Below are 25076 nucleotides of genomic sequence, written 5' to 3' on the forward strand. Positions count from 1 at the left end.
GAGCGCAACCTTGCCAAGGTTGAGGTCATCGGTTCGAACCCGATGTATCGCTCCAGTTTACTTTTCATGGTAAACAAAACTCTTTAAACCACAGTGTTTAAAGACGACCTTACCGGTCACGCTCTTTCTTTAATGCTGCGAAGCATAATCCCCCCAAAAAGCAAATAATCCTCCATTATGGTGGATATTTTTTTGTCTTAAATTTTTGTTAGCAACAAGAATGCTAGTAAACATCAGGTCTCTGAAGCAGATACTTGAGGTTTTTCATATCTATAAACAGACTTATCCACAAAGTATCAAGTGTGGATAACTTGGTTGATAAAGTTATTTCAGACCTAATTCTTTACATTTCTCTAAAAGATCTTTCTTGTTTTCAGTATATTAGCTGAATTGTGCCGATCGTAACTCATTGTTTTTTATCAGGTTGAATGCTTACCTTGAATTTGATAAAAGATCGTTAACTTGTTGTTTTTTGATCTTAATCATTTATCGGTACTGTGTTTAACTTTACGTGGGTGTCGGAAGTTTACGAGAGTTCTGAATTTTTTCCACATTGTTAGAATTGAGAACAAGGTCAAACATTGTTCGAAAATCATGTGCAACGAGTTGTGTTGTATGGTGGGTTGTTGGTGTGGGTTGACCTGCCAATCGTTGATGGCTAAGGGGCTAGGCGTCTCTTGGTAGCCCTTTCTCAACGATGCGTATTAGCCTGTGCTTTTTGGTGAGGATTTTGCTGCTATTTTTTTGCACACAGCTATTTTTCTGCGTAGAGCTATCTTCTTGCATGCTGCTAGCATTGGGTAACTGTTGTAGTTGTTTATTTAAAGCCCACTCAATATGCACATCCAGCATTTCGTTGTTGCCTCGATGAGATTCCAGTGTTTCAACAATGCGTTGTTGAAATGGCGCATTGCCCATAGCAACAAAAATATTGCGTAACCATTGGGTGTGTCCAATACGTCTTATCGCTGAGCCTTCCATCTTCTTTAGGAAGGTCGCTTCATCCCAACTTGAAAGTGAAACAAGGTCTGCCTCTCGGAAGTCTTCTCTGCGCTGGAAGTCTGTTTGCTCAGTGAGTTCGGCATGGCGGTTCCACGGGCAAACTAACTGACAGTCATCGCAACCGTAAATACGATTACCAATTGCGTCTCTAAACTCTTCCGGGATCACACCATCATATTCAATGGTTAAGTACGAGATACATTTTCGAGCATCCACTACGCCATCAGCAATAATGGCGCCCGTTGGACAAGAGGTGATACATGCGGTGCATTTGCCGCACTCATCGACACTGGGTTCATCTGTTGGAAGAGGTATGTTAACTAACAATTCTCCTAGGAAGAACCAAGAGCCAGCGTCTTTATCAAGAATTAATGAGTGTTTACCTGTCCAGCCCAACCCTGCTTTTTGAGCGAGCGGTCGTTCCAAGATGGGCGCTGAATCCACGAAAGGACGTGAGTCTAAACCTTCGACTTCCTTCTCGATTCTTTGTCCCAGCTTTTTCAACTGGTTGCGGAACAATTTGTGATAATCGCGGCCTAAAGAATAACGGCTGATATAACCTTGAGTGGTATCGCTTAGGTTAGAGGCAAACTGAGCTTCTGGTGGTAGATAGTTCATTCGGGCGCTGATCACTCGAATGGTGCCTGGGTGAAGTTCATTGGGACGAGCACGCATCATCCCATGTCGAGCCATCCAATCCATTTCGCCGTGGTTGCCAGCATCTAGCCATGCTTGAAGAGGGGCTTCATGTTCACTTAAATCAACATCGCAGATGCCAACTTTTTGAAAGCCTAGTTCTTTTCCCCAGATTTTAATTTTTTCAGCAAGATGGTCTAGATTCATGGCTTAATTCTTAATTCTTATTTTCTCTGTTTTACAATTAGAGATAAGGCTAATTAAAATTAGGTTCGGCAAAAATGGGGGCGGATCTTAACGGATCTTAGTGGTATTGACCAGAACAGACGTGTTTTGATCAGTATTTTTCATAGAACTTACACTTGAGTGCTTGTCTCCCAAAAGCATCACGGTTTACTATTCTTGTTCTTTTGATTTTTATATAGTCAACGATCGATTTTTAGAGAACGTATTCATGAGCACGAAACAATTTACTTTGAAAGATGAACAAGCAACGATTCAATTAGGAACGGAGCTTTCTAATCTTTGCTCACAGCAGACAACTATTTATCTGCATGGTGATCTTGGCGCAGGTAAAACGACCTTCAGTCGTGGTTTTGTAAAAGCACTTGGCCATCAAGGAAATGTAAAGAGCCCAACGTATACTCTAGTTGAACCTTATCAACTTGCCGATTGGCAGGTGTACCATTTTGATCTTTATCGCCTAGCCGATCCTGAAGAATTAGAGTTTATGGGGATTCGTGACTACTTCACGCCAGATGCTATCTGTTTGGTTGAATGGCCAGAGAAAGGTTATGGAATGCTACCAGAAGCAGATTTGGATATTGATATTCGTTACCAAGACGATCACCGCATTGTTTCTTTAACCGCTAACAGTGAATACGGACAGCGCTTACTTAGTCAGTTGGAGTTATGTTGATTTCTAGACGCCTTATTTCAGCAGTAGCTATGTTGGCTGCTGTTTTTTCTATACTGTTTTCTTCACTTGTTTCTGCAAACTCACTAAAGAGTTTAAGGGTTTGGCCTTCTCCAGAAGAAACTCGTGTGGTTATCGATTTAAAATCAGAAGCGGATTTCAGCTATTTCACCCTGAGTAGCCCGAGTCGCTTGGTTGTTGATTTAAAAAAGACCAACCTTGCAACTAAGTTACCGGTCGTGGTGAAAGACAGCCCCGTTCTATCTAAGATTCGTAAAAGCTCACCGCCAGACAAAAACACCTATCGCTTGGTTTTTGAGTTAAAGAAGTCGTCTAAAGCAGAGTTGTTTAAACTCAGTCCGACTCCTGGTGGTCAGTACGGACATCGCTTGGTGATCGATTTGCCTCATGGTGCGGCAAGTAAAGGCAAAGCAACATCAACGCCGACTAAGCCAACAGTGAGTAAGAACCTCAATCAAGTTAAGCGTCAGCGTGATGTTCTGATTGTGATTGACCCAGGCCACGGTGGTGAAGACCCTGGTTCCATTGGCCCATCTCGTAAATATGAGAAGAATGCGACTCTTAGTATTTCGAAAAAGATCGCTGCGCAGTTGAATGCAGTTCCGGGAATCAAAACGCGTTTAACACGTAATGCTGATTACTTTGTAAACCTGAACAGACGTGTTGCAATTGCTCGTGAGAACGAAGCACACCTCTTGATCTCTATTCACGCCGATGCCTTTACGACGCCTCAACCAAGAGGTGGTTCGGTGTTCGTGTTGAATACTCGACGGGCAAATACTGAGATTTCCCGTTGGATTGAGAACAAAGAGAAGCAGTCAGAATTGCTGGGCGGCAGCGGTGCTGCGTTTACTGGCAATATTGCAGATAAAAACGTCAACCAAACCCTGCTTGATTTGCAGTTTAGCCACTCTCAAAAAGAGGGCTACAAACTGGCAACGACCATTCTCTCTGAAATGGGTAAGGTCGCAAAACTGCATAACAGTAAGCCGATTAACACCAGCTTGGCAGTGTTACGTTCACCACAAATTCCATCGGTACTTGTAGAAACGGGCTTTATTTCGAATCCGACCGAAGAGAAGCTTCTTTTCCAACGTTCGCATCAAGACAAACTTGCGCGGGCTGTGACCAAAGCGGTCGTTAAATATTTGAAAGCGAATCCACCAGAAGGGATTGTTATTTCTAACGCGGCGGCATCTTCTAACTCTACCAGTCAGCACAAAGTACAGCGTGGTGAATCATTGTCTGTGATTGCGAAGAGGTACGGCTCGTCTACACAAGCATTATTGAAGTTGAATGGTTTGAAGTCGACGAGCTTAGCGGTAGGGCAAATTCTAAAAATTCCAAGCTCGGGTTCACAAGCGGCTACCACAACAAGCCGTAAAACGCTGACACACACGGTTAAGTCTGGAGAGTACTTAGGCAAGATAGCTAGCCGTTACAAAGTATCGGTAGCAAGCATTAAACGTGAGAACCGCTTGAAATCAGAAACCGTGAGAGTAGGCCAAAAGTTACGTATTACGGTTGAAGTAAAAGATATACCTCTACGTAAACATAAAGTCGCAAGAGGTGATTATCTTGGCAAGATTGCTTCGAAATATGGCGTGAGCGTCAACAGTATCCGTCAAGCAAACAAACTACGTTCCGATGAGTTGGCCATTGGCCAAGTGCTGATTATTCCGCACAAATAGTTGGCTAATGTTGAAGTAATGTTTAGAACATAGAAGCAATCTCAAACGCGAGAAGTGCTTCTATAAATGGCAGTAAGGTAGCTATACATATGACGATCAAAATACTGCCAGCTCGGCTAGCTAACCAAATCGCAGCGGGTGAAGTGGTAGAAAGACCTGCTTCTGTTGTGAAAGAGTTGGTTGAGAACAGTTTGGATTCTGGTGCGACACGTATCGATATCGATATCGAGAAAGGTGGCGCTAAGATGATCCGTGTTCGTGACAACGGCAAGGGCATTGTTAAAGATGAGCTTGCCTTGGCATTAAGCCGTCATGCTACCTCTAAAATTCATACTCTTGATGACCTTGAAGCGATCGTCAGCCTAGGTTTCCGAGGTGAAGCTCTGGCGAGTATTAGTTCTGTTGCGCGCCTAACTATGACTTCACGCCCTACGACTCAGGATCAAGCTTGGGCTGCACATAGTGAAGGTCGTGATATGCAGGTGAAACTGCAGCCAGCAGCGCATCCCATTGGCACCTCGGTTGAGGTATTGGATCTGTTCTTCAATACTCCGGCACGACGTAAATTCTTACGCACCGAGAAAACTGAATTCACGCATATCGATGAGCTGCTTAAACGCATTGCATTGAGCCGTTTTGATGTGACGATTAACCTTCGTCATAACGGTAAAATGATTCGTCAGTACCGCGCTGCAAAAACACAAGTTCAAGCCGAAAAGCGCATCGCAGCTGTATGTGGCAATCCTTTTGTTCGCCATATGCTTAAGATCGAACTTGAGCATCAAGGCTTAAAACTTCATGGCTGGATCACCACGCCTGAAGGAGCAAGACAACAAAGCGATCTGCAATACTGTTATGTGAATGGTCGTATGATGCGTGACAAGCTCATCAACCATGCGATTCGTCAAAGCTACGAAACTAGCTTGCGCCCCGACCAATTCGCTACGTATGTGTTGTTCATCGAGCTAGACCCACATCAGGTGGACGTGAATGTTCATCCTGCAAAACATGAAGTGCGTTTTCATCAAGCCCGCCTTGTACACGACTTTATCTACCAAGCCTTGAGTGATGGCTTAGCCCAAAGCAAACAAATTGATGCAGCACCGATCAAGCAGTCTGCGTTTCATCAGTCAGAAGTGATGCATCATCAGCAAGGTAGCTCGAATCCGGGTATCGGAGAGATTGCCAGTTTCTCAGAGCCTGAAAGCATAATGCCGAGCAGTTCAGAACAACCTCAAGTATCTGATAGTGAAAGATATGCTATTGAGCAAACGCCAGCCTACCCAAGAAAAGCCGAATCTGAACAGGTTTATGATAACCCTCAGCACAGCGTTAATGATGGTGGGCAGCGTTATAGCTCACCAGCTAACCGAGGTTCATCGTCTAGCAGAGGCTCGTCGGATCGCGAAACCAGTTTTACAGGCTCGCCTCGCCAAGAGTGGATAGAGTCTCGACCTGAACCTAAAAAAGAAAAAGAGCCGCACCAACATCATGGTGAGCCTGCTCCATCTAAGCGAGAAGTGAAGGCCTATAAAGAGCTTCTGAAAACGCCAGATTTTGATGACCAAGTTGTAGAACCATACTCACCTCACGAGCATGTGGCACCCGTAGAAACCAGAGACAGCATAGAAAATAAAGAAGCTAAGCCTGCTCAACAGAACCCTGTTCATTTAAAGCCAAGAGTACCTGTGACGGACTTAGGCAAAGCAGTCTCGGTAGTGGAACGCCAATATTTGGTAATGGGAAACAAGAACGGCAGTGTGTTGGTTTCTTTGGCTAAGGCTGAGTTATTGCGTGTTGTTGGTCAGCTTGATACGCGTGATGGCGCGTTAAAGAGCCAACCATTATTAGTGCCTTTATCCATCAAATTAGGCGCTGATTTAGTCGATGTCGCTAAGGCGCTAAGTCCAATACTGTCTGTGCTTGGTATCGAGCTTAAAGCTAGGAATAACGAAGCGATAATGGTGATGGGAGTGCCTTCTCCTTTGAGGCAGCAAAACTTACAAATTTTGATCCCAGATCTGTTATCTTACGCGGCTTCAATAAACGCTCAGGCCTCGGAAACTCAAGGCCATAGCTTTTCTAGCGATACGTTACCATTACTGGTTAACTGGATCGGGATTCAGACAGCACAAGTAAAAAACGACTACACTTTATCTGAAGCGGTTCAACTAGTTGGGGAACTTGAGCAACTTTGGCATGGTCTACTTCCATTAGATGATCCCGAATTTGTTAATCCTATCGACTTTTCTGCAACCATCGCTGCTTTTATGGCTTAGTTTTCAGGTGAATTTTCACAGCTGAGTTTTAGATAAATTAAGCTTATTTACGGCTTCGGCTGTTTACGATTTAACTGTTGCGATGAGGCTTTTCTTAGTAGACAAGAGTATCGCGACATGAAGCCTTTTAATTAAGTGCTCTAACAGAGAAATAAATACAAAATATCATGACTGAAAAATTACCTTTAGCGTTGTTTTTAATGGGCCCAACGGCATCAGGAAAAACAGATTTAGCTATCCGCTTGCGTCAGAAATACCCGGTAGAGATCATCAGTGTCGATTCGGCGCTAATCTACAAAGACATGGATATTGGTACTGCTAAGCCGGATGCAGGAGAGCTCGCGCTCGCGCCTCATCGCTTGATTGATATTCTCGATCCAAGCGAAGCGTATTCTGCGGCTGACTTTCGTCGTGATGCGATCAGTGAAATGAATAAGATTGTAGCGGAAGGTAAAATCCCGCTACTTGTTGGTGGCACAATGCTTTACTACAAGGCATTGTTGGAAGGTTTATCGCCACTACCCGCCGCGGATCAAGAGATTCGTAAGCAGATTGAAGCGGAGTCTATTGAACAGGGTTGGCAGGCATTGCATGATCAATTAAGAGAGATAGATCCCGTATCCGCTGAAAGAATACACCCAAATGATCCACAAAGGCTTTCAAGGGCATTGGAAGTTTATCGAATTTCGGGTAAAACATTAACAGAGCTAACTCAAACGAAAGGCGATAGCCTGCCATTTCGTGTAAAACAATTTGCAATAGCTCCCAAGGAAAGGAAAGAACTCCATCGCCGCATTGAGCTGCGTTTCGAGAAGATGATAGAAGCGGGATTTGAAGATGAAATGAAAGCGTTGTACGCCAGAGAGGATCTTCACCCTGAACTACCATCGATCCGATGCGTTGGTTATAGGCAGATGTGGGATTATTTAGATGGGAATTGCGATTTAGACGAAGCGGTTTTCCGTGGTGTCTGCGCAACCCGTCAATTGGCCAAGCGACAAATCACCTGGTTACGCAGTTGGGATGATTTAACTTGGTTGGATAGCGAAAACATTGAACAGGCGTTAGAAACTCTTTCAGATGCAATAGCATCTGATTAGTATTGCTGTGTATAATGTGATCGCTTTTGCGTGAATATACTCTGGAAAGGATCAGTTGTTGAGGCTTTTAAAAATCACAGCCTTTCAATAACAACGGAGTTTTTTTATTCGTTTAGCTCAGATGCAAAGGCCGCACCTTTTTGTGTACCACTAGCTAAATAATTACAACAAAATATAAATAAGGAAAATAAAATGGCTAAGGGGCAATCGCTACAAGACCCATTCCTAAATGCACTCCGTCGTGAGCGCATTCCAGTCTCTATCTATCTTGTTAACGGCATCAAGCTGCAAGGTCAGATCGAGTCTTTCGATCAATTCGTGATCTTATTGAAGAACACAGTAAACCAAATGGTTTACAAGCATGCGATTTCTACTGTGGTTCCTGCTCGTGCAGTGAGTCACCACAGCGGCGAGCAACAACGCGCGCCATCTGATCGTCCTGAGAAGACTGAAGATTAATCGTTCAATTGATACAGCTTGCGCTGTAATAAGGAGTTGGTTGCTTGTTTGACCGTTATGAATCCGGCGAGCGAGCCGTACTTGTTCATATCAACTTCACGCAAGAGGGAGAATGGGAAGACCTGAGCGAATGTGAAATGCTGGTCTCCTCAGCGGGGGTAGAAACGCTACAAGTGATTACTGGTAGCCGACAATCCCCACTCCCTAAATACTACGTTGGAGAAGGTAAAGCCCTAGAAATTGCACAAGCTGTTCAGCTAACCGGTGCTGAAATTGTGATTTTTAACCACTCCCTCTCTCCTGCCCAAGAGCGAAACCTCGAGCAATTGTGTAAATGTCGTGTGATTGATCGCACGGGTTTGATCTTAGATATCTTTGCACAACGTGCGCGAACTCATGAAGGTAAGCTACAAGTTGAGCTCGCTCAGCTTCGTCATATCTCTACTCGATTGATTCGTGGTTGGACTCACCTTGAAAGGCAGAAAGGTGGTATTGGTCTTCGTGGTCCAGGTGAAACTCAACTGGAAACCGATCGACGTTTGTTGCGTGACCGTATAAAGGCAATATTACGTCGTTTAGCGAAAGTCGCTAAGCAGCGTGAACAAGGACGACGTGCTCGTAATCGAGCTGAAATCCCAACAATTTCTTTGGTTGGTTATACCAACGCGGGGAAATCAACACTTTTCAATCGCATCACAAGTGCTGGTGTTTATGCGGCAGACCAACTGTTTGCAACCTTAGACCCAACACTACGTAAGATTGATTTGGCAGATGTCGGGCCTGCAATTCTCGCAGATACCGTAGGTTTTATCCGCCATCTACCACACGACTTGGTCGCTGCGTTCAAGGCTACGTTACAAGAGACGCAGGAAGCTGACATTTTGTTACATGTTGTTGATGCCAGTGATGACCGCTTTCGTGAGAACATTCAGGCTGTTCATGAAGTATTAGAAGAAATCGATGCTCATGAAGTGCCAACCCTTGTAGTCATGAACAAAATTGACTGCATGGAAGACCAAAAACCTCGAATTGAAAGAGACGAAGAGGGCGCACCTCGCGCTGTTTGGGTTTCTGCAATGGAAGGAGAAGGCATTGAACTGCTGTTTGAAGCTTTAACTGAGCGTTTAGCAAGTCAAATGGTTCAATTCCGATTGTGTATTCCACATCAACATCAGGGCCGTATTCGTAGCTTATTCTTTGAGATGAAATGTATTCAACAAGAAGAGTATGATGAAAATGGTAACTTGTTGATAGGTATCCGAATGCAACAAATAGATTGGTCTAAACTTGAAAAAAGAGAAGGGGCGCTCTTAGGTGGCTTTATCGTTACCAAAGAGACTGCTACAGTATAACGTCATATCAAATGATGGAGCTTTCTAATGGCGTGGAATGAGCCTGGAAATAACAACAACGGCGATAATAACGGCCGCGATAACGACCCTTGGGGTAAGAACAATAATCGCGGCGGCCGAGATCAAGGACCGCCAGACTTAGACGAAGTGTTTAGTAAACTAAGTCAAAAGTTAGGTGGCAAGTTTGGTAAAAAAGGTGGCAACGGTAACGGGCCATCTATTGGTGGTGGCGGTGCGATTGGCTTTGGTGTCATTGCTGTCATTGCGATTGCTATCTGGTTCTTCGCTGGTTTCTATACCGTTGGCGAAGCAGAAAGAGCAGTAGTACTTCGACTGGGTCAGTTCGACCGTATCGAGGAACCTGGTCTTAACTGGCACCCACGCTTTATCGATGAAATCAAAGATGAGCAACTGGTAAACGTTCAAGCGATTCGTTCTCTACGTGCTGCTGGCACCATGCTAACGAAAGATGAAAACGTTGTGACCGTTGAAATGGGTGTTCAATACCGTGTTTCTGACCCATACAAATACTTGTATCGTGTAACGAATGCAGACGACAGTTTACGCCAAGCAACCGATTCTGCGCTTCGTGCGGTAATTGGTGACTCACTAATGGATAGTATCTTGACAAGTGGTCGTCAGCAGATTCGTCAAAGCACTCAAGAAACGTTGAACCGTATTATTGATAGCTACGACATGGGTATTCTGATTGTTGACGTGAACTTCCAGTCAGCACGTCCACCTGAGCAAGTGAAAGATGCATTTGATGATGCTATCGCGGCTCGTGAGGATGAAGAGCGTTTCGAGCGTGAAGCTGAAGCTTACCGAAATGATATTCTTCCAAAAGCAACAGGTCGTGCTGAGCGTTTGAAGAAAGAAGCGGTGGGTTACTCAGAGCGCACAGTTAATGGTGCTCTAGGTCAAGTAGCTCAGTTCGAGAAACTGCTACCTGAATACCAAGCAGCTCCTGAAGTAACACGTAACCGTATGTACCTTGATACAATGGAAAAAGTGTACTCAAGCACATCGAAAGTCCTGATTGATTCTGAATCAAGCGGTAACTTGCTATACCTACCAATTGATAAGCTAGGCGCACAAGGTGGTTCTCAGTCGGGCACTCGCCCTGCAAAAACATCATCAACTTACGATCAAATTGAGTTAGAAACTCAAGCCGATCCAAAGTCTAGCACTCAAACTCGTTCAGACAGTTCACGTCAAGGGAGATACTAATAATGCGTAAATTAATGATCCCTGTATTAGTTGTGACGATTGCCCTTCTATTGATGTCACTATTTGTGATTCAAGAAGGCGAACGTGGCATGGTAATTCGTTTTGGTCGAGTTCTCGATGACAACGGCGTATCACGAATCTATGAACCAGGCTTGCACTTTAAACTGCCGATGTTTGATCGCGTAAAAGTACTTGATGCTCGTATTCAAACGATGGATGGTCGTTCTGACCGTTTCGTAACATCAGAGAAAAAAGACGTTCTAATTGATACCTACGCAAAATGGCGTATTGCTGATTTTGGACGTTTTTACCTGAGTACCGGCGGCGGTAATATCATGACGGCAGAAGCACTTCTTGAGCGTAAAGTGACAGATGTTCTTCGTTCTGAAATTGGTTCTCGTGAAATTAAGCAGATCGTGTCAGGTCCTCGTAATAAGGACATCCTGCCAGACTCTGCTGATAGCGAAGTTGTCACAACGGTAGCGGCTGCAGAAGCACTAGAAGTTGATGGCGAACGCGATAAGATCATGGAAAACGTTTTGTCTGGAACGGCAGAAAGTGCGATGGCTGATTTAGGTGTTGAAGTTGTTGATTTCCGAATGAAGAAGATTAACCTTCCTGACGAAATCAGTGAATCTATCTACCGCCGTATGCGTGCAGAACGTGAGTCGGTTGCTCGTAGACACCGTTCACAAGGTCGTGAGAAAGCAGAAGTTATCCGTGCTCAAGCTGAGCTAGAAGTCGCGACTGTTCTTGCTGAAGCTGACCGTACTGCTCGAGTGACTCGTGGTGATGCTGATGCAGAAGCAGCGAAGATCTACTCTGATGCATTTAGCAAAGACCCTGAGTTCTATGGCTTCATGCGTTCACTGCAAGCTTATGAGACATCATTTAGCGATAAGAGCGACATTCTAGTACTGGATCCGAAGACTGACTTCTTCCAATACATGAATCAAGCAAGCGGTGCTCCAGCAAAATAAGCTGATTCGTTAATTCATTAAATTAGCGAAGTACCTAAAAATCAAAAGGCTCCCATAATGGGAGCCTTTTTGTTTTCTATTCGTTGAAGACTGCAGGTTGACCATTGAATCTTCGAGGGAAGTCGTAGTGACAGCTCCGTACTTTGAGAAAACCTAGCGGTAGGTCATGAAAGCGATAACGGCACCAGCCACCACAAGACAACCGCCAATACGGCGCAGTTGGGTGTCTGGTTGCTCGCTCAGTTGCGCGACCATGTTTCTCCAGCCATTAGGTGCAATCAAGGGGCCGAGCCCTTCAGCGATAAGAACGAGCCCAATAGCGAGCCAAATTGATTGAGACATGGTTCTGCCTTTTGTCTATAAAATGCAATGATATCAGCATCTTTACACATTCGCCCTCAGTTATCGCTGGTTTATTTTTGTACAGCGTTAACGTTTATGAACAAAAAGTGACTGCAAGAAGTGTGATTCAGTGCTAGAATCCATTTTTAATTAGCAACAGAAATTGGAAAGATGGGAAATAACGTAGTCGTTCTAGGCACCCAATGGGGTGATGAAGGTAAAGGTAAAATCGTTGACCTTTTAACTGAAGATGCAAAATACGTGGTTCGCTACCAAGGCGGTCACAATGCAGGTCACACACTTGTAATTGACGGTGAAAAAACCGTTCTTCACTTAATTCCATCAGGCATCCTACGCAATAACGTTAAATGTGTTATTGGTAACGGTGTTGTATTATCGCCTGACGCACTTCTTAAAGAGATGAAGCCTCTTGAAGAACGCGGTATCCCAGTGCGTGAGCGTCTTTTCATCTCTGAAGCTTGTCCTCTAATTCTTCCGTACCATATTGCTATCGACAACGCGCGTGAAATCGCTCGTGGCGCTAAAGCTATCGGTACAACAGGTCGTGGTATCGGTCCTGCTTACGAAGATAAAGTTGCTCGTCGCGGCCTACGCGTTGGCGACCTTTTCGATAAAGAAGCATTTGCTGAGAAGCTAAAAGAAGTTATGGAATTCCACAACTTCCAACTAGAGCACTTCTACAAAGCTGAAACAGTAAGCTACGAAGAAGTACTTGAGCAAGCGATGAGCTACGCAGACATGTTAACTGCGATGGTTATCGACGTAACTGACGAACTAGACGCAGCACGTAAGCGCGGCGACAAGATCATGTTTGAAGGTGCTCAAGGTACGCTACTAGATATCGACCACGGTACTTACCCATACGTAACGTCTTCTAACACGACTGCTGGTGGTGTTGCTGCAGGTTCTGGTTTCGGTCCTCGTCACATCGGTTACATCCTTGGTATTACTAAGGCTTACTGTACTCGTGTTGGTTCAGGTCCATTCCCAACTGAGCTATACGATGGCCTTGAGAAGCAAGATCCAGTCGGTAAGCACCTAGGCGATGTTGGTCACGAGTTTGGCGCAACTACTGGTCGTCTACGTCGTACAGGTTGGTTCGATGCTGTTGCTATGCGTCGTGCAATCCAAATCAACTCTCTATCTGGTATGTGTCTAACTAAACTAGACGTTCTAGATGGCCTAGAAGAACTAAAAATCTGTACTGGTTACAAGATGAAAGATGGTTCTATCCTAGAAGTTTCTCCAATGGCTGCTGAGTCATTCGAAGAAGCGACGCCAATCTACGAAACAATGCCTGGTTGGTCTGAAAACACATTTGGTGCTAAATCTATCGACGCGCTTCCACAAGCTGCTCTAGATTACATCAAGCGTATCGAAGACCTAACTGGCGTTCCAATTGATATCGTATCAACTGGCCCAGATCGTAACGAAACTATCATCAAGGTTCACCCATACGGCGCATAATGCCAGCTGAGTGATTACCACAGCACGAACCGTACTGAGGTAATTAAAGTACTTTGATAATGAAATAGTTTTCTAAAAGCCGACTTTATTAAGTCGGCTTTTTAATACCTGCAATTTGAAAACGAAGCCGTTCGTGATGATCTTTTGAACGCCATATGGCAAAATATTGCCCATTAGCGGCAAGTTTTGTCTAAAGCCGTCAAGGTTATTGCCGATACAGATATCATGGAAAGTGAAGTTCACCCTATTTTGGTGCGTGCAGAAATCGTCTGCTGCCCTCAATAGATAGCTTTAACGACAGATAATAGAGTGCAGGTATGAAGCTACGAATTGTAGCAGCTTCATTGATAGTGGCGCTGAGCTCACCCTTGAGTCATGCAGATTTGGCTGATGTGGGAGAGCCCGTTCCAGTATATACAGAAGCTGAACTGATTAATTTAATTGAGAATAATCAACACCTAGAGCGAGTGAAAGCTGATAAGTGCCAGTTAGTTGAAGATATCGTTGCTCGTGCAACGCGTATTAGCTTGCCTTCTTATGAGTTTTTATACGGTGATATGCTGGCGTGGGGTGTGTGTGTTCCGCAAGATGTAGAGCTTGGTCTTTACTATATGGAAAACGCAGCACATCAAGGTTTACCAGCGGCACTCGAGCAGTTAGGACGTTATTATTCTCTTGGCACTTTGGTGCAACAAGATAAAGAGCGCGCGATTCCATATCTCCGTGAAGCAGCTTCAATGGGTAACTTAAGTGCAAGTATCCACTTAGCGGAACTCTTGCTACGTGATTACGGTAGCCCGTTAGATTATGAAGATGCTTATCGCTGGTTATACAACTCGGTGACAGCGGATCAAAGGCAACATAAGCGTATAACTGTGCTTCGAAGCGGTTTAGAGCGGAGAATGCCAGACAACATTATCGCTCGAGCAAAACGTCGAGACGTGTTCTGGTAATTACAATTATTAATTAAGGTTGATGATTAACGACTGCACTCGTTAACCATCAGCCTTGAACTAGAAAGATATCGATATAAAAAGGCCTCATAGGTAAATACCTATGAGGCCTTTTTTGATCTGAACGGAAAACCGTTTATTTCATTCGATGACGTTACTGAACAACTTCACCAGATTCAATTACCGTCTTACGAACGACTTTGGTGAAATCGAGAGCTTCTTGGCGAATTTGATCTTCATCGACCGTTAACATGTCGCGATCTTGCATGATGATCTTGCCATCAACGATGGTGTGACGAACGTTACCCGAGTTAGCTGAGTAAACTAATGCAGAGTATGGGTTGTACACAGGAACCATGTTTGGAGCCTTGGTGTCGATCACTATGATGTCGGCTAGTTTGCCTGCTTCAAGAGAACCGATCTTATCTTCCATGTGTAGTGCTTTTGCTGCGCCCATTGTTGCCATGTCGATCACTTTGATCGGCGGCATTGCAGCACGATCTTTATTCACCAATTTGTGAACCTTAGCGACTTGGTTGAACTCATCAATGGTGCTCAATGTGTTACCTGACATTGGGCCATCAGTACCTAAACCGATACGTACATTTTCGTCATACATCTTAAGCGCAGGTGACACGCCTTTTGCTGACTTGATGTTGGCACTCATGTTGTGAGCCACGCCCATATCTGATTTTTTCACTAGCTCGATATCATGATCGTCTACTAGGATCATGTGTGCGCCAACTAAGTTTTTGTTTAGTGCACCAATGCTGTCCATGTATTGAACCGGAGATAAACCTTCAGCTCGTTTTGCAATTTTTTCTTCTTCACGATGAGATTCAGCTAAGTGAATCATTACTGGAACATCAAGTTCTAGAGAAAGCTTTGCTACTTTTTGAAGGACTTCGGTTGTGTTTGTGTAAGGGGCGTGAGGAGCAAATGCAGGCGTAATACGCGGGTGATCTTTATATTCTTCAATGAAGTTCAATGCGTATTTAATACCTTCTTCCGCGTTGGCCGCATCAGCCACTGGGAATTTGATTACTGTTTCGCCTAATACTGCGCGCATACCAATTTTATCAACAGTTTTAGCGACTTCGTCTTCAAAGTAGTACATATCAGCGTAAGTAGTTACGCCACCTTTTACCATTTCAACGTTACCAAGGTTAGCGCCTATACGAACCATATCGCGAGATACTAACTTAGCTTCAAGTGGGAAGATGTAGCGGTGCAAGCGATCAGGCACATCATCGGCCAACGAACGGAAAACCGTCATGGATACATGAGTATGAGTATTGATGAGACCTGGCATTACGATATCGCCATCAACGTCTAGCACTTGTTTAGCTTGGTACTGCTTCTCTAGTGAAGCATCGCCAACCGCAATGATTTTGTTGTCTTTGACCACAACAGTGCCGCTCTCCTAAACCGTTTTTTCTTGGTTCATGGTTAGAACCATGGCATCGGTTATCATCAGGTCAGCTTTTTCCATTGCTGAACTAGCAAATGGAAATAGAGCTAGGCTTGCCATCGCTGAAGCCAATAGGGTGCGTTTTAGTTTCATATCAATACTCAGAACAGGTGTTGTTAAAGTGTGTGGATAATAGTGTATTTCATTCATGGCGCAAACGTTTGTTTTATCGTTTGCTTGAAATTTTGATGATAGTCCGCGTCTATGAAGTGATGTTTCACAAAGTGAAGATATGTATCAATCTTAGGTTATTTTAGGCTTTTCCAAAGCATATCTGTAGCTTACCTCTAGCATCAGATATACTAGGGGTAATATACCTTCCTTGCTTAAGCAGGCCCGCCTATGTCAAAAAACACACCAATGTCAGAAAACACGACAGCGACAACCACTGTTGATCCTTTTGCCGACCGAGAGTCGAAAAATTACGAAAACCCAGTACCAAGCCGTGAGTTCATTATTTCGTTTCTAACAGACGCGAATATTCCTATGAACCGCAACGATCTATTCGAAGCTTTGGGTTTGGCTGGAGAGGAACAATATGAAGGGCTGCGTCGTCGTTTACGTGCAATGGAACGTGATGGACAGCTTATCTTTACCCGTCGTCAGTGTTACGCATTGCCTGAGAAGATGGAATTGATTAAAGGCTTTGTGATTGGTCATAAAGACGGTCATGGTTGGGTACGCCCAGACGGCAGTGTGGGTAAAGACAATGATATCGTGCTGCCGCATCATCAGATGAAAACTATCATGCACGGTGATTACGTATTGGTTCAGCCTACTGACAACAGTAAGCGTGGCCGTCGTGAAGGCCGTTTGGTTCGTGTGCTTGAAGAGCGTAAAACGCCACTTGTTGGTCGCTTCTTCCTAGAGTACGGCCATTCTTATGTGGTTGCTGATGATTCGCGTATTAGTCACGACATCCAGATCCCAACTGAGCATAAAGGCGGTGCTCGAATGGGTAATGTGGTTGTGATTGAAATTACGGACCGTGGTGGTCGTTCTCGTAACATGATGGGTAAAGTGACCGAAGTTCTTGGTGAGAATATGGCTCCGGGTATGGAAACGCAGATCGCGATCCGTACTCACCAGATCCCACAAGAGTGGCCTGAAGCGGTAGATAAGCAAATCGTAAACCTCGGTGAGCATGTTCCTGAAGAAGCAAAAGAAGGACGTGTTGATCTGCGTAAATTGCCATTGGTTACTATCGATGGTGAAGATGCGCGTGACTTCGATGATGCGGTTTACTGTGAAGCGAAGAAAGGCGGCGGCTGGCGCCTGTGGGTAGCGATTGCTGACGTAAGTTACTACGTTCGCCCAGAGACAGCGCTAGACAAAGAAGCGATTAACCGTGGTAACTCGGTATACTTCCCGTCACAAGTTGTCCCAATGCTGCCAGAAGTCCTTTCAAATGGTTTGTGTTCATTGAACCCTCAAGTCGACCGTTTGTGTATGGTGTGTGAGATGACTATCTCAGACAAAGGTAAACTGTCAGGCTACAAGCACTATGAAGCAGTCATGAATTCTCATGCTCGTCTTACTTATAACAAAGTAGGCGCGATCTTAGATGGCAATGAAGAATTACGTGAACGTTACGAACCAGAAGTACCACATCTTGAAGAACTGCATAAGATGTACAAGGTGCTTAAGAAAACGCGTGACGAACGTGGTGCGATTGAATTTGAAACGGTAGAAACTAAGTTTATCTTCAATGCGGATCGTAAGATTGACCGTATTGAGCCAGTAATCCGCAACGATGCACACAAGATCATCGAAGAATGTATGATTCTTGCGAATATCGCATCGGCATCTTACGTAGAAAAAGCGAAAGAGCCGGCTCTATACCGTGTTCACGATACTCCGGGTGAAGAGCGCTTAATGGGCTTCAAGAGCTTCTTAAGTGAACTAGGTTTAACGCTGGAGGGTGGCCTGTCGCCATCTCCGGTAGACTATGCACAACTGATGCAGCAGATTAACGAACGTGAAGACCGTGAGTTAATCCAAACTATGCTGTTGCGCTCAATGAAACAAGCGGTATACAACGCGGACAACGCGGGTCACTTTGGTCTAGCTCTTAAGCGCTATGCTCACTTTACCTCGCCAATTCGTCGTTACCCAGATTTACTATTGCACCGTGCAATTAAGTACCTTATTGCGAAAGAAGAAGGTCGTAACAGCGAGCGTTGGACGCCAACCGGTGGTTACCACTACACTTTCGATGATATGGACTTCTACGGCGAACAGTGTTCAATGACTGAGCGTCGTGCTGATGATGCTACGCGTGAAGTGAACGACTGGCTGAAATGTGAATACATGCAAGACCATGTTGGCGAAGTGATGGATGGCGTGATTGCCAACGTGACTGGCTTCGGTTTCTTTGTGCGTCTAACGGAACTGCACATCGATGGTCTGGTACATATTTCTGCGCTAGCGAATGACTACTACCAATTTGATGCTGTTGGTCAGCGTCTAGTGGGTGAAAGCTCAGGTAATATCTACCGCTTGGGTGATTCGGTTAAAGTGAAGGTTTCTGCGGTTAACTTAGAAACTCGTCAAATCGACTTTGATTTAGAAGACACCGATCGTCAGCCGCGTGGTAAAGGTAAAACAGCCAAGAAGCGTGCTGCTGAAGCGATGAAAAAGGCGAAAAGCAAGAAGCGTTCAGCGGTGAAGAGCAATAAGCCGGGTGTACCTGCAACGCCTTTAGTTGAACCAACTAAGCGACCTGATGGAAGTAGCGAAAGTTCATCTAAGAAGAAAAAGCCAGCGAATAAAACTGGTGCTGCTAAAGCTCGTGCGAAGAAAAAGCGCGCAGCAAGCCGTAAGCCAAAGGCTGATAAGTCTTAAGCTATCGTCATTACAGTGACGAGTAGCGCTTAAACGTCTAACGAATTTAAATGCGAGAGTATCAGGCGGAAGATGCATGCTCTCGAAATAAACAATACAGAGATGGGTGCATCGGGTTTGATGACATTCACCTCTGAGCAATAAGAGTAACCAGAGACAATGAGTAACGAATTTATTTACGGTATTCACGCGGTGAAAGCCGTACTAGAAAAAGATCCAGCGCGTTTTATTGAAGCGTATGTACTGAAAGGTCGTCAAGACGATCGCCTGCTTCCATTACTGAATCAATTGCAGCAATTTGGTGTATCGATTCAACAAATGGGTCGTAAGCCGCTTGATGAAAAAGCACAAGGTGCGAATCACCAAGGTCTTATTGCTAAGGTGAAGCCTGCTAAGCAGCTTAATGAAACTCACCTAGACGATATCCTTGCGCAGCACGAACAGCCTCTGCTGTTGGTTCTAGACGGCGTAACAGACCCTCACAACCTAGGTGCTTGTCTGCGTAATGCGGATGCCGCGGGTGTTGCTGCTGTTATCGTACCGAAAGACCGCTCTTCGCCGCTAACAGCAACGGTAAGCAAGGTAGCGTGTGGTGCGGCTGAGACCGTTCCTCTAGTACGTGTAACCAACCTCGCTCGAACAATGCGTGCACTGCAAGAACAGGGTGTATGGTTTGTGGGTACCGCAGGTGAAGCAACGCATGATATCTACCAAGCGAAGTTAACAGGCCCTCTTGCTGTGGTTATGGGTGCTGAAGGTGACGGTATGCGTCGTCTAACGCGTGAAACCTGTGATGATCTGATTAAGATCCCAATGGCAGGTAGCGTGTCGAGCCTGAACGTTTCAGTAGCATCGGGCATCTGTCTGTTCGAAGCGGTACGCCAACGTTTAGCTCAGTAAACCTAGGTTCAGCAACATTTGACTCAGTCACGCTTGGTTTAGTTGTGTGTCTCTATGTTGTTTAGAGGTACTTGCTATATAAAGAGTTAAACGACTTTAAGTCTATGAATTTATTAACGCTCGCCTCTTGTTGGTGAGCGTTTCTTTTTAGGCTGTTATAGCAGAACTCATTGGTTTATCAGATGGCTAGATGGCGAAAGAAAAACTGTTTCATTATTAGCCAAATACCGCTTGCCAATACCGGGTTCTTTCTATAATATTTGCCGTCCTTAAAACTCGGTCATTTTTCTTTAGTTCCTTGCTTCCCTTGGACGACCGAGCCTTTCGTGGAAGCTAATAATCCGTAAGGAGCAACCAAATGCGTCATTATGAAATCGTATTCATGGTTCACCCTGATCAAAGCGAGCAAGTTGCTGGCATGATCGAGCGTTACACTGGTTCAATCACTGAAGCTGGTGGTACTATCCACCGTCTAGAAGACTGGGGCCGCCGTCAAATGGCTTACCCAATCAACAAACTTCACAAAGCTCACTACGTTCTTATGAACGTTGAAGCTGGCCAAGAAGTGATGGACGAGCTAGAAACTGCTTTCCGTTTTAACGATGCAGTTCTACGTAACATGATCATGCGCACTAAAGGCGCTGTGACTGAGCAATCTATCATGCTTAAGCAAAAAGAAGAGCGTGCAGAGCGTGCTCCTCGTCGTGATGACCGTGAAGAACGTGCACCACGTCGTGAAGAAGAAGCTAAGCCAGAAGCTGCTGCTGAGTAATTCTTTTTTGGCCTTTTAGGTCATTAAATTTTATTCAACTCGTTTAGGTATTCTCACTACAAGCATTTGCTTAGACTTATTTATAAGTTCGTGTGAGTACCGCATTATTAAATTTAGATCAGGAGATAGCCCATGGCTCGTTTCTTCCGTCGTCGTAAATTCTGCCGTTTTACTGCAGAAGGCGTACAAGAGATTGACTACAAAGACGTAGCAACTCTAAAAAACTACATCACTGAAGCTGGTAAAATTGTACCTAGCCGTATCACTGGTACAAGTGCTAAATACCAACGTCAGCTAGCTCGCGCTATCAAGCGTTCTCGTTACCTAGCACTACTACCGTACACTGACAAGCATCAGTAATCGGTAATAGTTAATAATAGTTTAAGAGGACTAAGATAATGCAAGTTATTCTACTTGATAAGATCGGTAACCTAGGTGGCCTTGGCGACCAAGTAAACGTTAAATCTGGTTACGCTCGTAACTTCCTTATCCCACAGGGTAAAGCAGTTATGGCAACTAAAGACAACGTTGCTATGTTCGAAACTCGTCGTGCAGAACTAGAAGCTAAAGTTGCTGAGCAACTAGCTGCTTCAGAAGCTCGCGCTGAGAGCGTTAACACTCTAGAAGGCGTTACAATCGCTTCTAAAGCTGGTGACGAAGGTAAACTATTCGGTTCTATCGGTACTCGTGACATCGCTGACGCTATTACAGCGGCAGGTGTTGCAGTAGCTAAGAGCGAAGTACGCCTACCTGAAGGCGCTCTACGTAACATCGGCGAATTCGAAGTAAGCATCCAACTTCACTCTGAAGTTTTTGCTACTGCGAAAATCGCTATCGTTGCAGCTGAGTAATTTCAGTACCAAGACGAATTCTTTCTTTTGAAAGTTTTAAACACCAGCTTCGGCTGGTGTTTTTTTATGTCTGCAATATGAGTTTGAAGCTTTTTGGAACAGCGACTATTGCAGGAGTAGAAAGCACTAGAGAGGAGGGGCTTACATAGTAAAAAACGAGGGTGTTCTTTATCGATACATCGTTCTACCCGCTCTCAAATTTAGAATTGAAAAAGTAGATTTACAGACAGTACGGAATCTTCTTTGTTCAACCCTTCAGGTACCTTGTCGTGGTACTGTCGAGAGTGAGCAATCTTCAGTGCGATATTGTCGGTAATATCGTTGATGGCTTCTAATTCAGTATCAAATTTTAGGTTGCTGTGGCCGGATACCAACGTCACATCGGCTTTGAGCTTCAAATTTTTCAATACCTGCCATGATGTATTTACATTGCCACGGAAAATCGCTTCTTCAACGATCTCTGGGAAGATGATGTCATCATCGTCTATTTCATCAAGGTTCGGTTCTTGGTAACGAAAACCCGGGCCCACTTCAACCTCCAACACAAACTCTTCTGTATTCGAAAACTGATAACCTAGACCACTAGAAACGGTGTAGTCCTTAAAATAAGCACTGTATCGTGAATCGACCCCTTTAAAGCTGCCATAGAGGTAGGTTTTCGGACTTAACTTGTAGTCACTCTGAGCAGAATATGTCGATTGCCTTTTATCTTCTTCGCCATCTTTGTAGAGATTGTAGTATTTCCATTCGCCACTGGTTCTATGACGGCCAGCCGTGTACTCACCGTTCAGGCGTGCATTCAGCGATCGAGAATCAGAATTACCAGTATGCGACTGATATCCAAATTCGACTTCAGTATTCAGTGGGTTCGGCAGTTCTGTGTCACTCGTATCACTCGGTGCGATATCCATATCTTTTTCTTCAAGTGTCGGTGCAACGACGATCGGCTCAGCAGCAGGTTCTGCTACCACTATCGAGTCGAGGATTGCATCAACAGAGGCTTTAGCATCATCCGCTAAGGCCGACGGAGTGCTCAGGAGACCGATGCTTAGAAGACCAGTGCTCAGAGCCAATAATTTGGACACGCATACCTCAGTTATACAGTGAATGAATGGAAGGATCGTAATGCTACCTTTGGTTAATTCCGTCAGCAATAGGTAAATTCTTGCTGAAGAATAAAACAAACTCATAGGATCGGATTACAAACGGATGTTCTTGGGTATAATGAACGATCATTATTAGTTATTGAGTGTAGTCATAGTGGATACCAAAAGTCAGAAATCAGCCAACGATCAGGTGGACGCCATCAAGGTCCCGCCACATTCATTAGAAGCTGAGCAATCTGTTATTGGCGGTTTGTTATTGGATAACGAACGCTGGGATACGGTGGCCGAAAAGGTTGTGGCCAAAGACTTTTATAGCCGTCCTCACCGTCTGATCTTTGAAGCGGTAAAGGATATCCTTGAAGAAAGCTCTCCTCTGGATCTTATTACACTCTCTGAACATTTAGAGCTGCGTGAGCAACTTGAAGAAGTGGGTGGCTTTGCTTACCTTGCTGACCTAGCGAAAAATACGCCAAGTGCGGCAAACATCAATGCCTATGCAGATATCGTGGCACAACGTGCATTGGTGCGTAGCCTGATTGGTGTGGCAAATGAAATTGCGGATTCTGGTTATGACCCTCAAGGTCGTACATCGGAAGAACTTGTTGATCTTGCTGAGAGTAAAGTTTTCGCGATTGCCGAAGGCCGAGCAAGTGAAAATGAAGGTCCACAAAACGTTGATAGCATTCTAGAGAAGACGCTAGAACGTATCGAAATCTTATATAAATCGCCACAAGATGGTGTGACAGGTGTCGATACGGGTTTCAACGACCTCAATAAGAAAACGGCAGGCCTTCAGGGTTCTGACTTAATCATTGTTGCTGCGCGTCCATCGATGGGTAAAACCACGTTTGCGATGAACCTATGTGAAAACGCAGCGATGAAGCAAGACAAGCCAGTGTTAATCTTCTCGCTAGAGATGCCAGCTGAACAGCTGATGATGCGTATGCTTGCATCACTTTCTCGCGTAGACCAAACCAAGATTCGTACCGGTCAGTTAGACGATGAAGATTGGGCTCGTATCTCGTCGAGTATGGGTATTCTGATGGATAAGAAGAATATGTATATCGATGACAGCTCGGGTCTAACGCCAACAGAAGTACGTTCTCGAGCTCGACGAATTGCTCGTGAGCATGATGGTATCTCTATGATCATGATAGATTACCTTCAATTAATGCGTGTACCTTCGTTATCTGATAACCGTACTCTAGAGATCGCCGAGATTTCTCGCTCATTGAAAGCACTAGCAAAAGAACTCAACGTACCAGTTGTGGCACTTTCTCAGCTTAACCGTTCCCTAGAGCAACGTGCTGATAAGCGCCCAGTAAACTCGGATTTGCGTGAATCAGGTTCGATCGAGCAAGATGCCGACTTAATCATGTTTATCTATCGTGATGAGGTTTATAACCCCGATAGTTCATTGAAAGGCATCGCTGAGATCATCCTTGGTAAGCAACGTAACGGTCCGATCGGTTCGGTTCGTCTTACATTCCAAGGTCAACACTCCCGATTTGATAACTATGCAGGTCCTGCATTTGATGATGAGTAATCACTAATGACTTACATGAAAGCAGCGACGGCGAGTATTGACTTAAACGCGCTTGAACATAACCTGAACCAGATAAAGTCGAAGGCTCCTCATTGCAAGGTAATGTCTGTTGTGAAAGCCAATGGCTACGGACATGGCTTACTGCATATTGCCAAGCATTCAAAAAGCTCTGATGCTTTTGGTGTGGCGCGTATTGAAGAAGCATTACAGCTTCGTGCTGGTGGCATTGTTAAACCTATTTTGTTGCTAGAAGGGTTTTATTCTTCGGGTGATTTGCCAATCTTGGTGACCAATAACATCCAAACAGTCGTGCATTGCGAAGAGCAATTAAGCGCGCTAGAGAATGCAGAGTTGGAAACACCTGTTGTGGTTTGGCTAAAAGTCGACAGTGGTATGCATCGCCTAGGTGCTCGTCCTGAGCAATACCAAAACTTTGTTGAGCGCTTACATCAATGTGCGAATGTCGCTAAACCTCTGCGCTACATGAGCCACTTCGGTTGTGCTGATGAACTTGATAGAGCAACCACCGTTGAACAGACCGAGCTTTTCTTATCGCTCACCGACGGTTGTGAAGGTGAGCGTTCACTTGCTGCTTCAGCGGGTCTATTAGCTTGGCCAGACAGCCATCTTGATTGGGTTCGACCGGGAATTATCTCTTACGGTGTTTCTCCTTTTGCTGATAAATCAGCGCAAGATCTTGGCTTTTATCCTGTAATGACTTTGACCTCGCACTTGATAGCGGTTCGTGATGTTAAAGCGGGTGAAAGTGTGGGTTATGGCGGTAACTGGACCAGTGAGCGAGATACCAAGGTTGGTGTGATCGCGATAGGTTATGGTGATGGTTATCCTCGCACTGCTCCTAACGGCACTCCAGTGTTCGTTAACGGCCGAAAAGTACCGATCGCCGGACGTGTATCAATGGATATGCTAACGGTTGACCTTGGCCCTGATGCGGCAGATAAAGTCGGTGATGAAGCAACATTATGGGGTAAAGATTTACCTTCAGAAGAAGTCGCAGAACATATCGGCACTATCGCTTACGAGCTGGTCACCAAGCTGACTTCGCGTGTTGCGATGGAGTACGTGAAGTAGCTAATGTGAAGTAACTAATGCGAAGTAACTATGGATCCTATAAGT

The 25076-nt window shown here is 44.8% G+C and carries 20 protein-coding genes and 1 pseudogene; 17 read left to right on the plus strand and 4 right to left on the minus strand.

Going from position 1 to position 25076, the window contains the following annotated elements; genetic code table 11:
• Positions 1 to 666: 666 nt before the first annotated feature.
• Complete coding sequence (gene queG / locus ACED53_RS15545; protein ID WP_029225599.1) at positions 667 to 1845, minus strand: tRNA epoxyqueuosine(34) reductase QueG; 1179 nt, start codon at positions 1843 to 1845, stop codon at positions 667 to 669.
• Positions 1846 to 2092: 247 nt separating this feature from the next.
• Between queG and tsaE the strand changes: the two genes are divergently transcribed.
• From tsaE to hflC, 8 genes are all read left to right on the plus strand, one after another.
• Entirely contained in the window at positions 2093 to 2557 is a 465-nt protein-coding gene (gene tsaE, locus ACED53_RS15550) for a tRNA (adenosine(37)-N6)-threonylcarbamoyltransferase complex ATPase subunit type 1 TsaE (RefSeq protein WP_004735870.1), read from the plus strand.
• Complete coding sequence (locus tag ACED53_RS15555) at positions 2551 to 4266, plus strand: N-acetylmuramoyl-L-alanine amidase (protein WP_017101857.1); 1716 nt, start codon at positions 2551 to 2553, stop codon at positions 4264 to 4266. Before tsaE ends, ACED53_RS15555 begins: the two co-directional genes overlap by 7 nt.
• An 89-nt stretch (positions 4267 to 4355) precedes the next feature.
• Positions 4356 to 6545, plus strand: a complete 2190-nt coding sequence (gene mutL / locus ACED53_RS15560) for a DNA mismatch repair endonuclease MutL (protein WP_017101856.1) — start codon at positions 4356 to 4358, stop codon at positions 6543 to 6545.
• Between the two features lie 167 nt (positions 6546 to 6712).
• On the plus strand, positions 6713 to 7645 hold the full coding sequence (gene miaA, locus ACED53_RS15565; RefSeq protein ID WP_009847880.1) for a tRNA (adenosine(37)-N6)-dimethylallyltransferase MiaA: 933 nt from the start codon (positions 6713 to 6715) through the stop codon (positions 7643 to 7645).
• A 192-nt stretch (positions 7646 to 7837) separates the two neighbouring features.
• A complete protein-coding gene (gene hfq, locus ACED53_RS15570) occupies positions 7838 to 8104 on the plus strand; it encodes an RNA chaperone Hfq (protein ID WP_004735866.1) in 267 nt (88 codons plus the stop codon).
• Positions 8105 to 8148: 44 nt separating this feature from the next.
• Entirely contained in the window at positions 8149 to 9456 is a 1308-nt protein-coding gene (gene hflX, locus ACED53_RS15575; protein WP_017101855.1) for a ribosome rescue GTPase HflX, read from the plus strand.
• 27 nt (positions 9457 to 9483) lie between these two features.
• Positions 9484 to 10686: an FtsH protease activity modulator HflK gene (gene hflK, locus ACED53_RS15580; protein WP_009847882.1), complete on the plus strand. Its 1203-nt coding sequence runs from the start codon at positions 9484 to 9486 to the stop codon at positions 10684 to 10686.
• 2 nt (positions 10687 to 10688) lie between these two features.
• Positions 10689 to 11666 (plus strand): protease modulator HflC, encoded by a 978-nt coding sequence (hflC, locus tag ACED53_RS15585; protein ID WP_009847883.1) that lies wholly within the window; start codon positions 10689 to 10691, stop codon positions 11664 to 11666.
• A 153-nt stretch (positions 11667 to 11819) separates the two neighbouring features.
• On the opposite strand, the gene ACED53_RS15590 is transcribed toward hflC, so the two are convergent.
• Positions 11820 to 12008, minus strand: coding sequence for a DUF2065 domain-containing protein (locus ACED53_RS15590; protein WP_009847884.1), 189 nt, complete (start codon positions 12006 to 12008; stop codon positions 11820 to 11822).
• Positions 12009 to 12179: 171 nt separating this feature from the next.
• Between ACED53_RS15590 and ACED53_RS15595 the strand changes: the two genes are divergently transcribed.
• Both ACED53_RS15595 and ACED53_RS15600 read left to right on the plus strand, forming a co-directional pair.
• Positions 12180 to 13496, plus strand: coding sequence for an adenylosuccinate synthase (locus tag ACED53_RS15595; RefSeq protein ID WP_009847885.1), 1317 nt, complete (start codon positions 12180 to 12182; stop codon positions 13494 to 13496).
• Positions 13497 to 13813: 317 nt separating this feature from the next.
• Positions 13814 to 14449 carry a tetratricopeptide repeat protein gene (locus tag ACED53_RS15600; protein ID WP_017101854.1) on the plus strand — a complete coding sequence of 212 codons (636 nt, stop codon included), beginning with the start codon at positions 13814 to 13816 and terminating at the stop codon, positions 14447 to 14449.
• Between the two features lie 154 nt (positions 14450 to 14603).
• On the opposite strand, the pseudogene ACED53_RS15605 reads toward ACED53_RS15600, so the two are convergent.
• Positions 14604 to 16013: pseudogene (locus ACED53_RS15605) on the minus strand (amidohydrolase).
• A gap of 249 nt (positions 16014 to 16262) precedes the next feature.
• Between ACED53_RS15605 and rnr the strand changes: the two are divergent.
• The 5 genes from rnr to rplI all read left to right on the plus strand — a co-directional run bounded on the left by rnr (position 16263) and on the right by rplI (position 21287).
• The gene (rnr, locus tag ACED53_RS15610; RefSeq protein ID WP_017101853.1) at positions 16263 to 18764 is read left to right on the plus strand and encodes a ribonuclease R; all 2502 of its coding nucleotides are present in this window, start codon (positions 16263 to 16265) and stop codon (positions 18762 to 18764) included.
• A gap of 159 nt (positions 18765 to 18923) precedes the next feature.
• Positions 18924 to 19664 (plus strand): 23S rRNA (guanosine(2251)-2'-O)-methyltransferase RlmB, encoded by a 741-nt coding sequence (gene rlmB / locus ACED53_RS15615; RefSeq protein ID WP_009847889.1) that lies wholly within the window; start codon positions 18924 to 18926, stop codon positions 19662 to 19664.
• A gap of 358 nt (positions 19665 to 20022) precedes the next feature.
• A complete protein-coding gene (rpsF, locus tag ACED53_RS15620; RefSeq protein WP_004735855.1) occupies positions 20023 to 20436 on the plus strand; it encodes a 30S ribosomal protein S6 in 414 nt (137 codons plus the stop codon).
• Positions 20437 to 20568: 132 nt separating this feature from the next.
• On the plus strand, positions 20569 to 20796 hold the full coding sequence (rpsR, locus tag ACED53_RS15625) for a 30S ribosomal protein S18 (RefSeq protein WP_000090472.1): 228 nt from the start codon (positions 20569 to 20571) through the stop codon (positions 20794 to 20796).
• 38 nt (positions 20797 to 20834) lie between these two features.
• Positions 20835 to 21287 (plus strand): 50S ribosomal protein L9, encoded by a 453-nt coding sequence (rplI, locus tag ACED53_RS15630; protein ID WP_009847890.1) that lies wholly within the window; start codon positions 20835 to 20837, stop codon positions 21285 to 21287.
• A 200-nt stretch (positions 21288 to 21487) separates the two neighbouring features.
• On the opposite strand, the gene ACED53_RS15635 is transcribed toward rplI, so the two are convergent.
• Positions 21488 to 22372 (minus strand): DUF481 domain-containing protein, encoded by an 885-nt coding sequence (locus ACED53_RS15635; protein ID WP_029225598.1) that lies wholly within the window; start codon positions 22370 to 22372, stop codon positions 21488 to 21490.
• 175 nt (positions 22373 to 22547) lie between these two features.
• Here ACED53_RS15635 and ACED53_RS15640 point away from each other — a divergent pair, with 175 nt between their 5' ends.
• Positions 22548 to 23939: a replicative DNA helicase gene (locus tag ACED53_RS15640; RefSeq protein ID WP_009847892.1), complete on the plus strand. Its 1392-nt coding sequence runs from the start codon at positions 22548 to 22550 to the stop codon at positions 23937 to 23939.
• A gap of 6 nt (positions 23940 to 23945) precedes the next feature.
• Positions 23946 to 25031, plus strand: a complete 1086-nt coding sequence (gene alr, locus ACED53_RS15645) for an alanine racemase (protein ID WP_017097257.1) — start codon at positions 23946 to 23948, stop codon at positions 25029 to 25031.
• Positions 25032 to 25076: the final 45 nt, after the last annotated feature.

It is taken from the genome of Vibrio sp. 1F169, from assembly GCF_041439605.1.
GTDB lineage: Bacteria > Pseudomonadota > Gammaproteobacteria > Enterobacterales > Vibrionaceae > Vibrio > Vibrio tasmaniensis_A.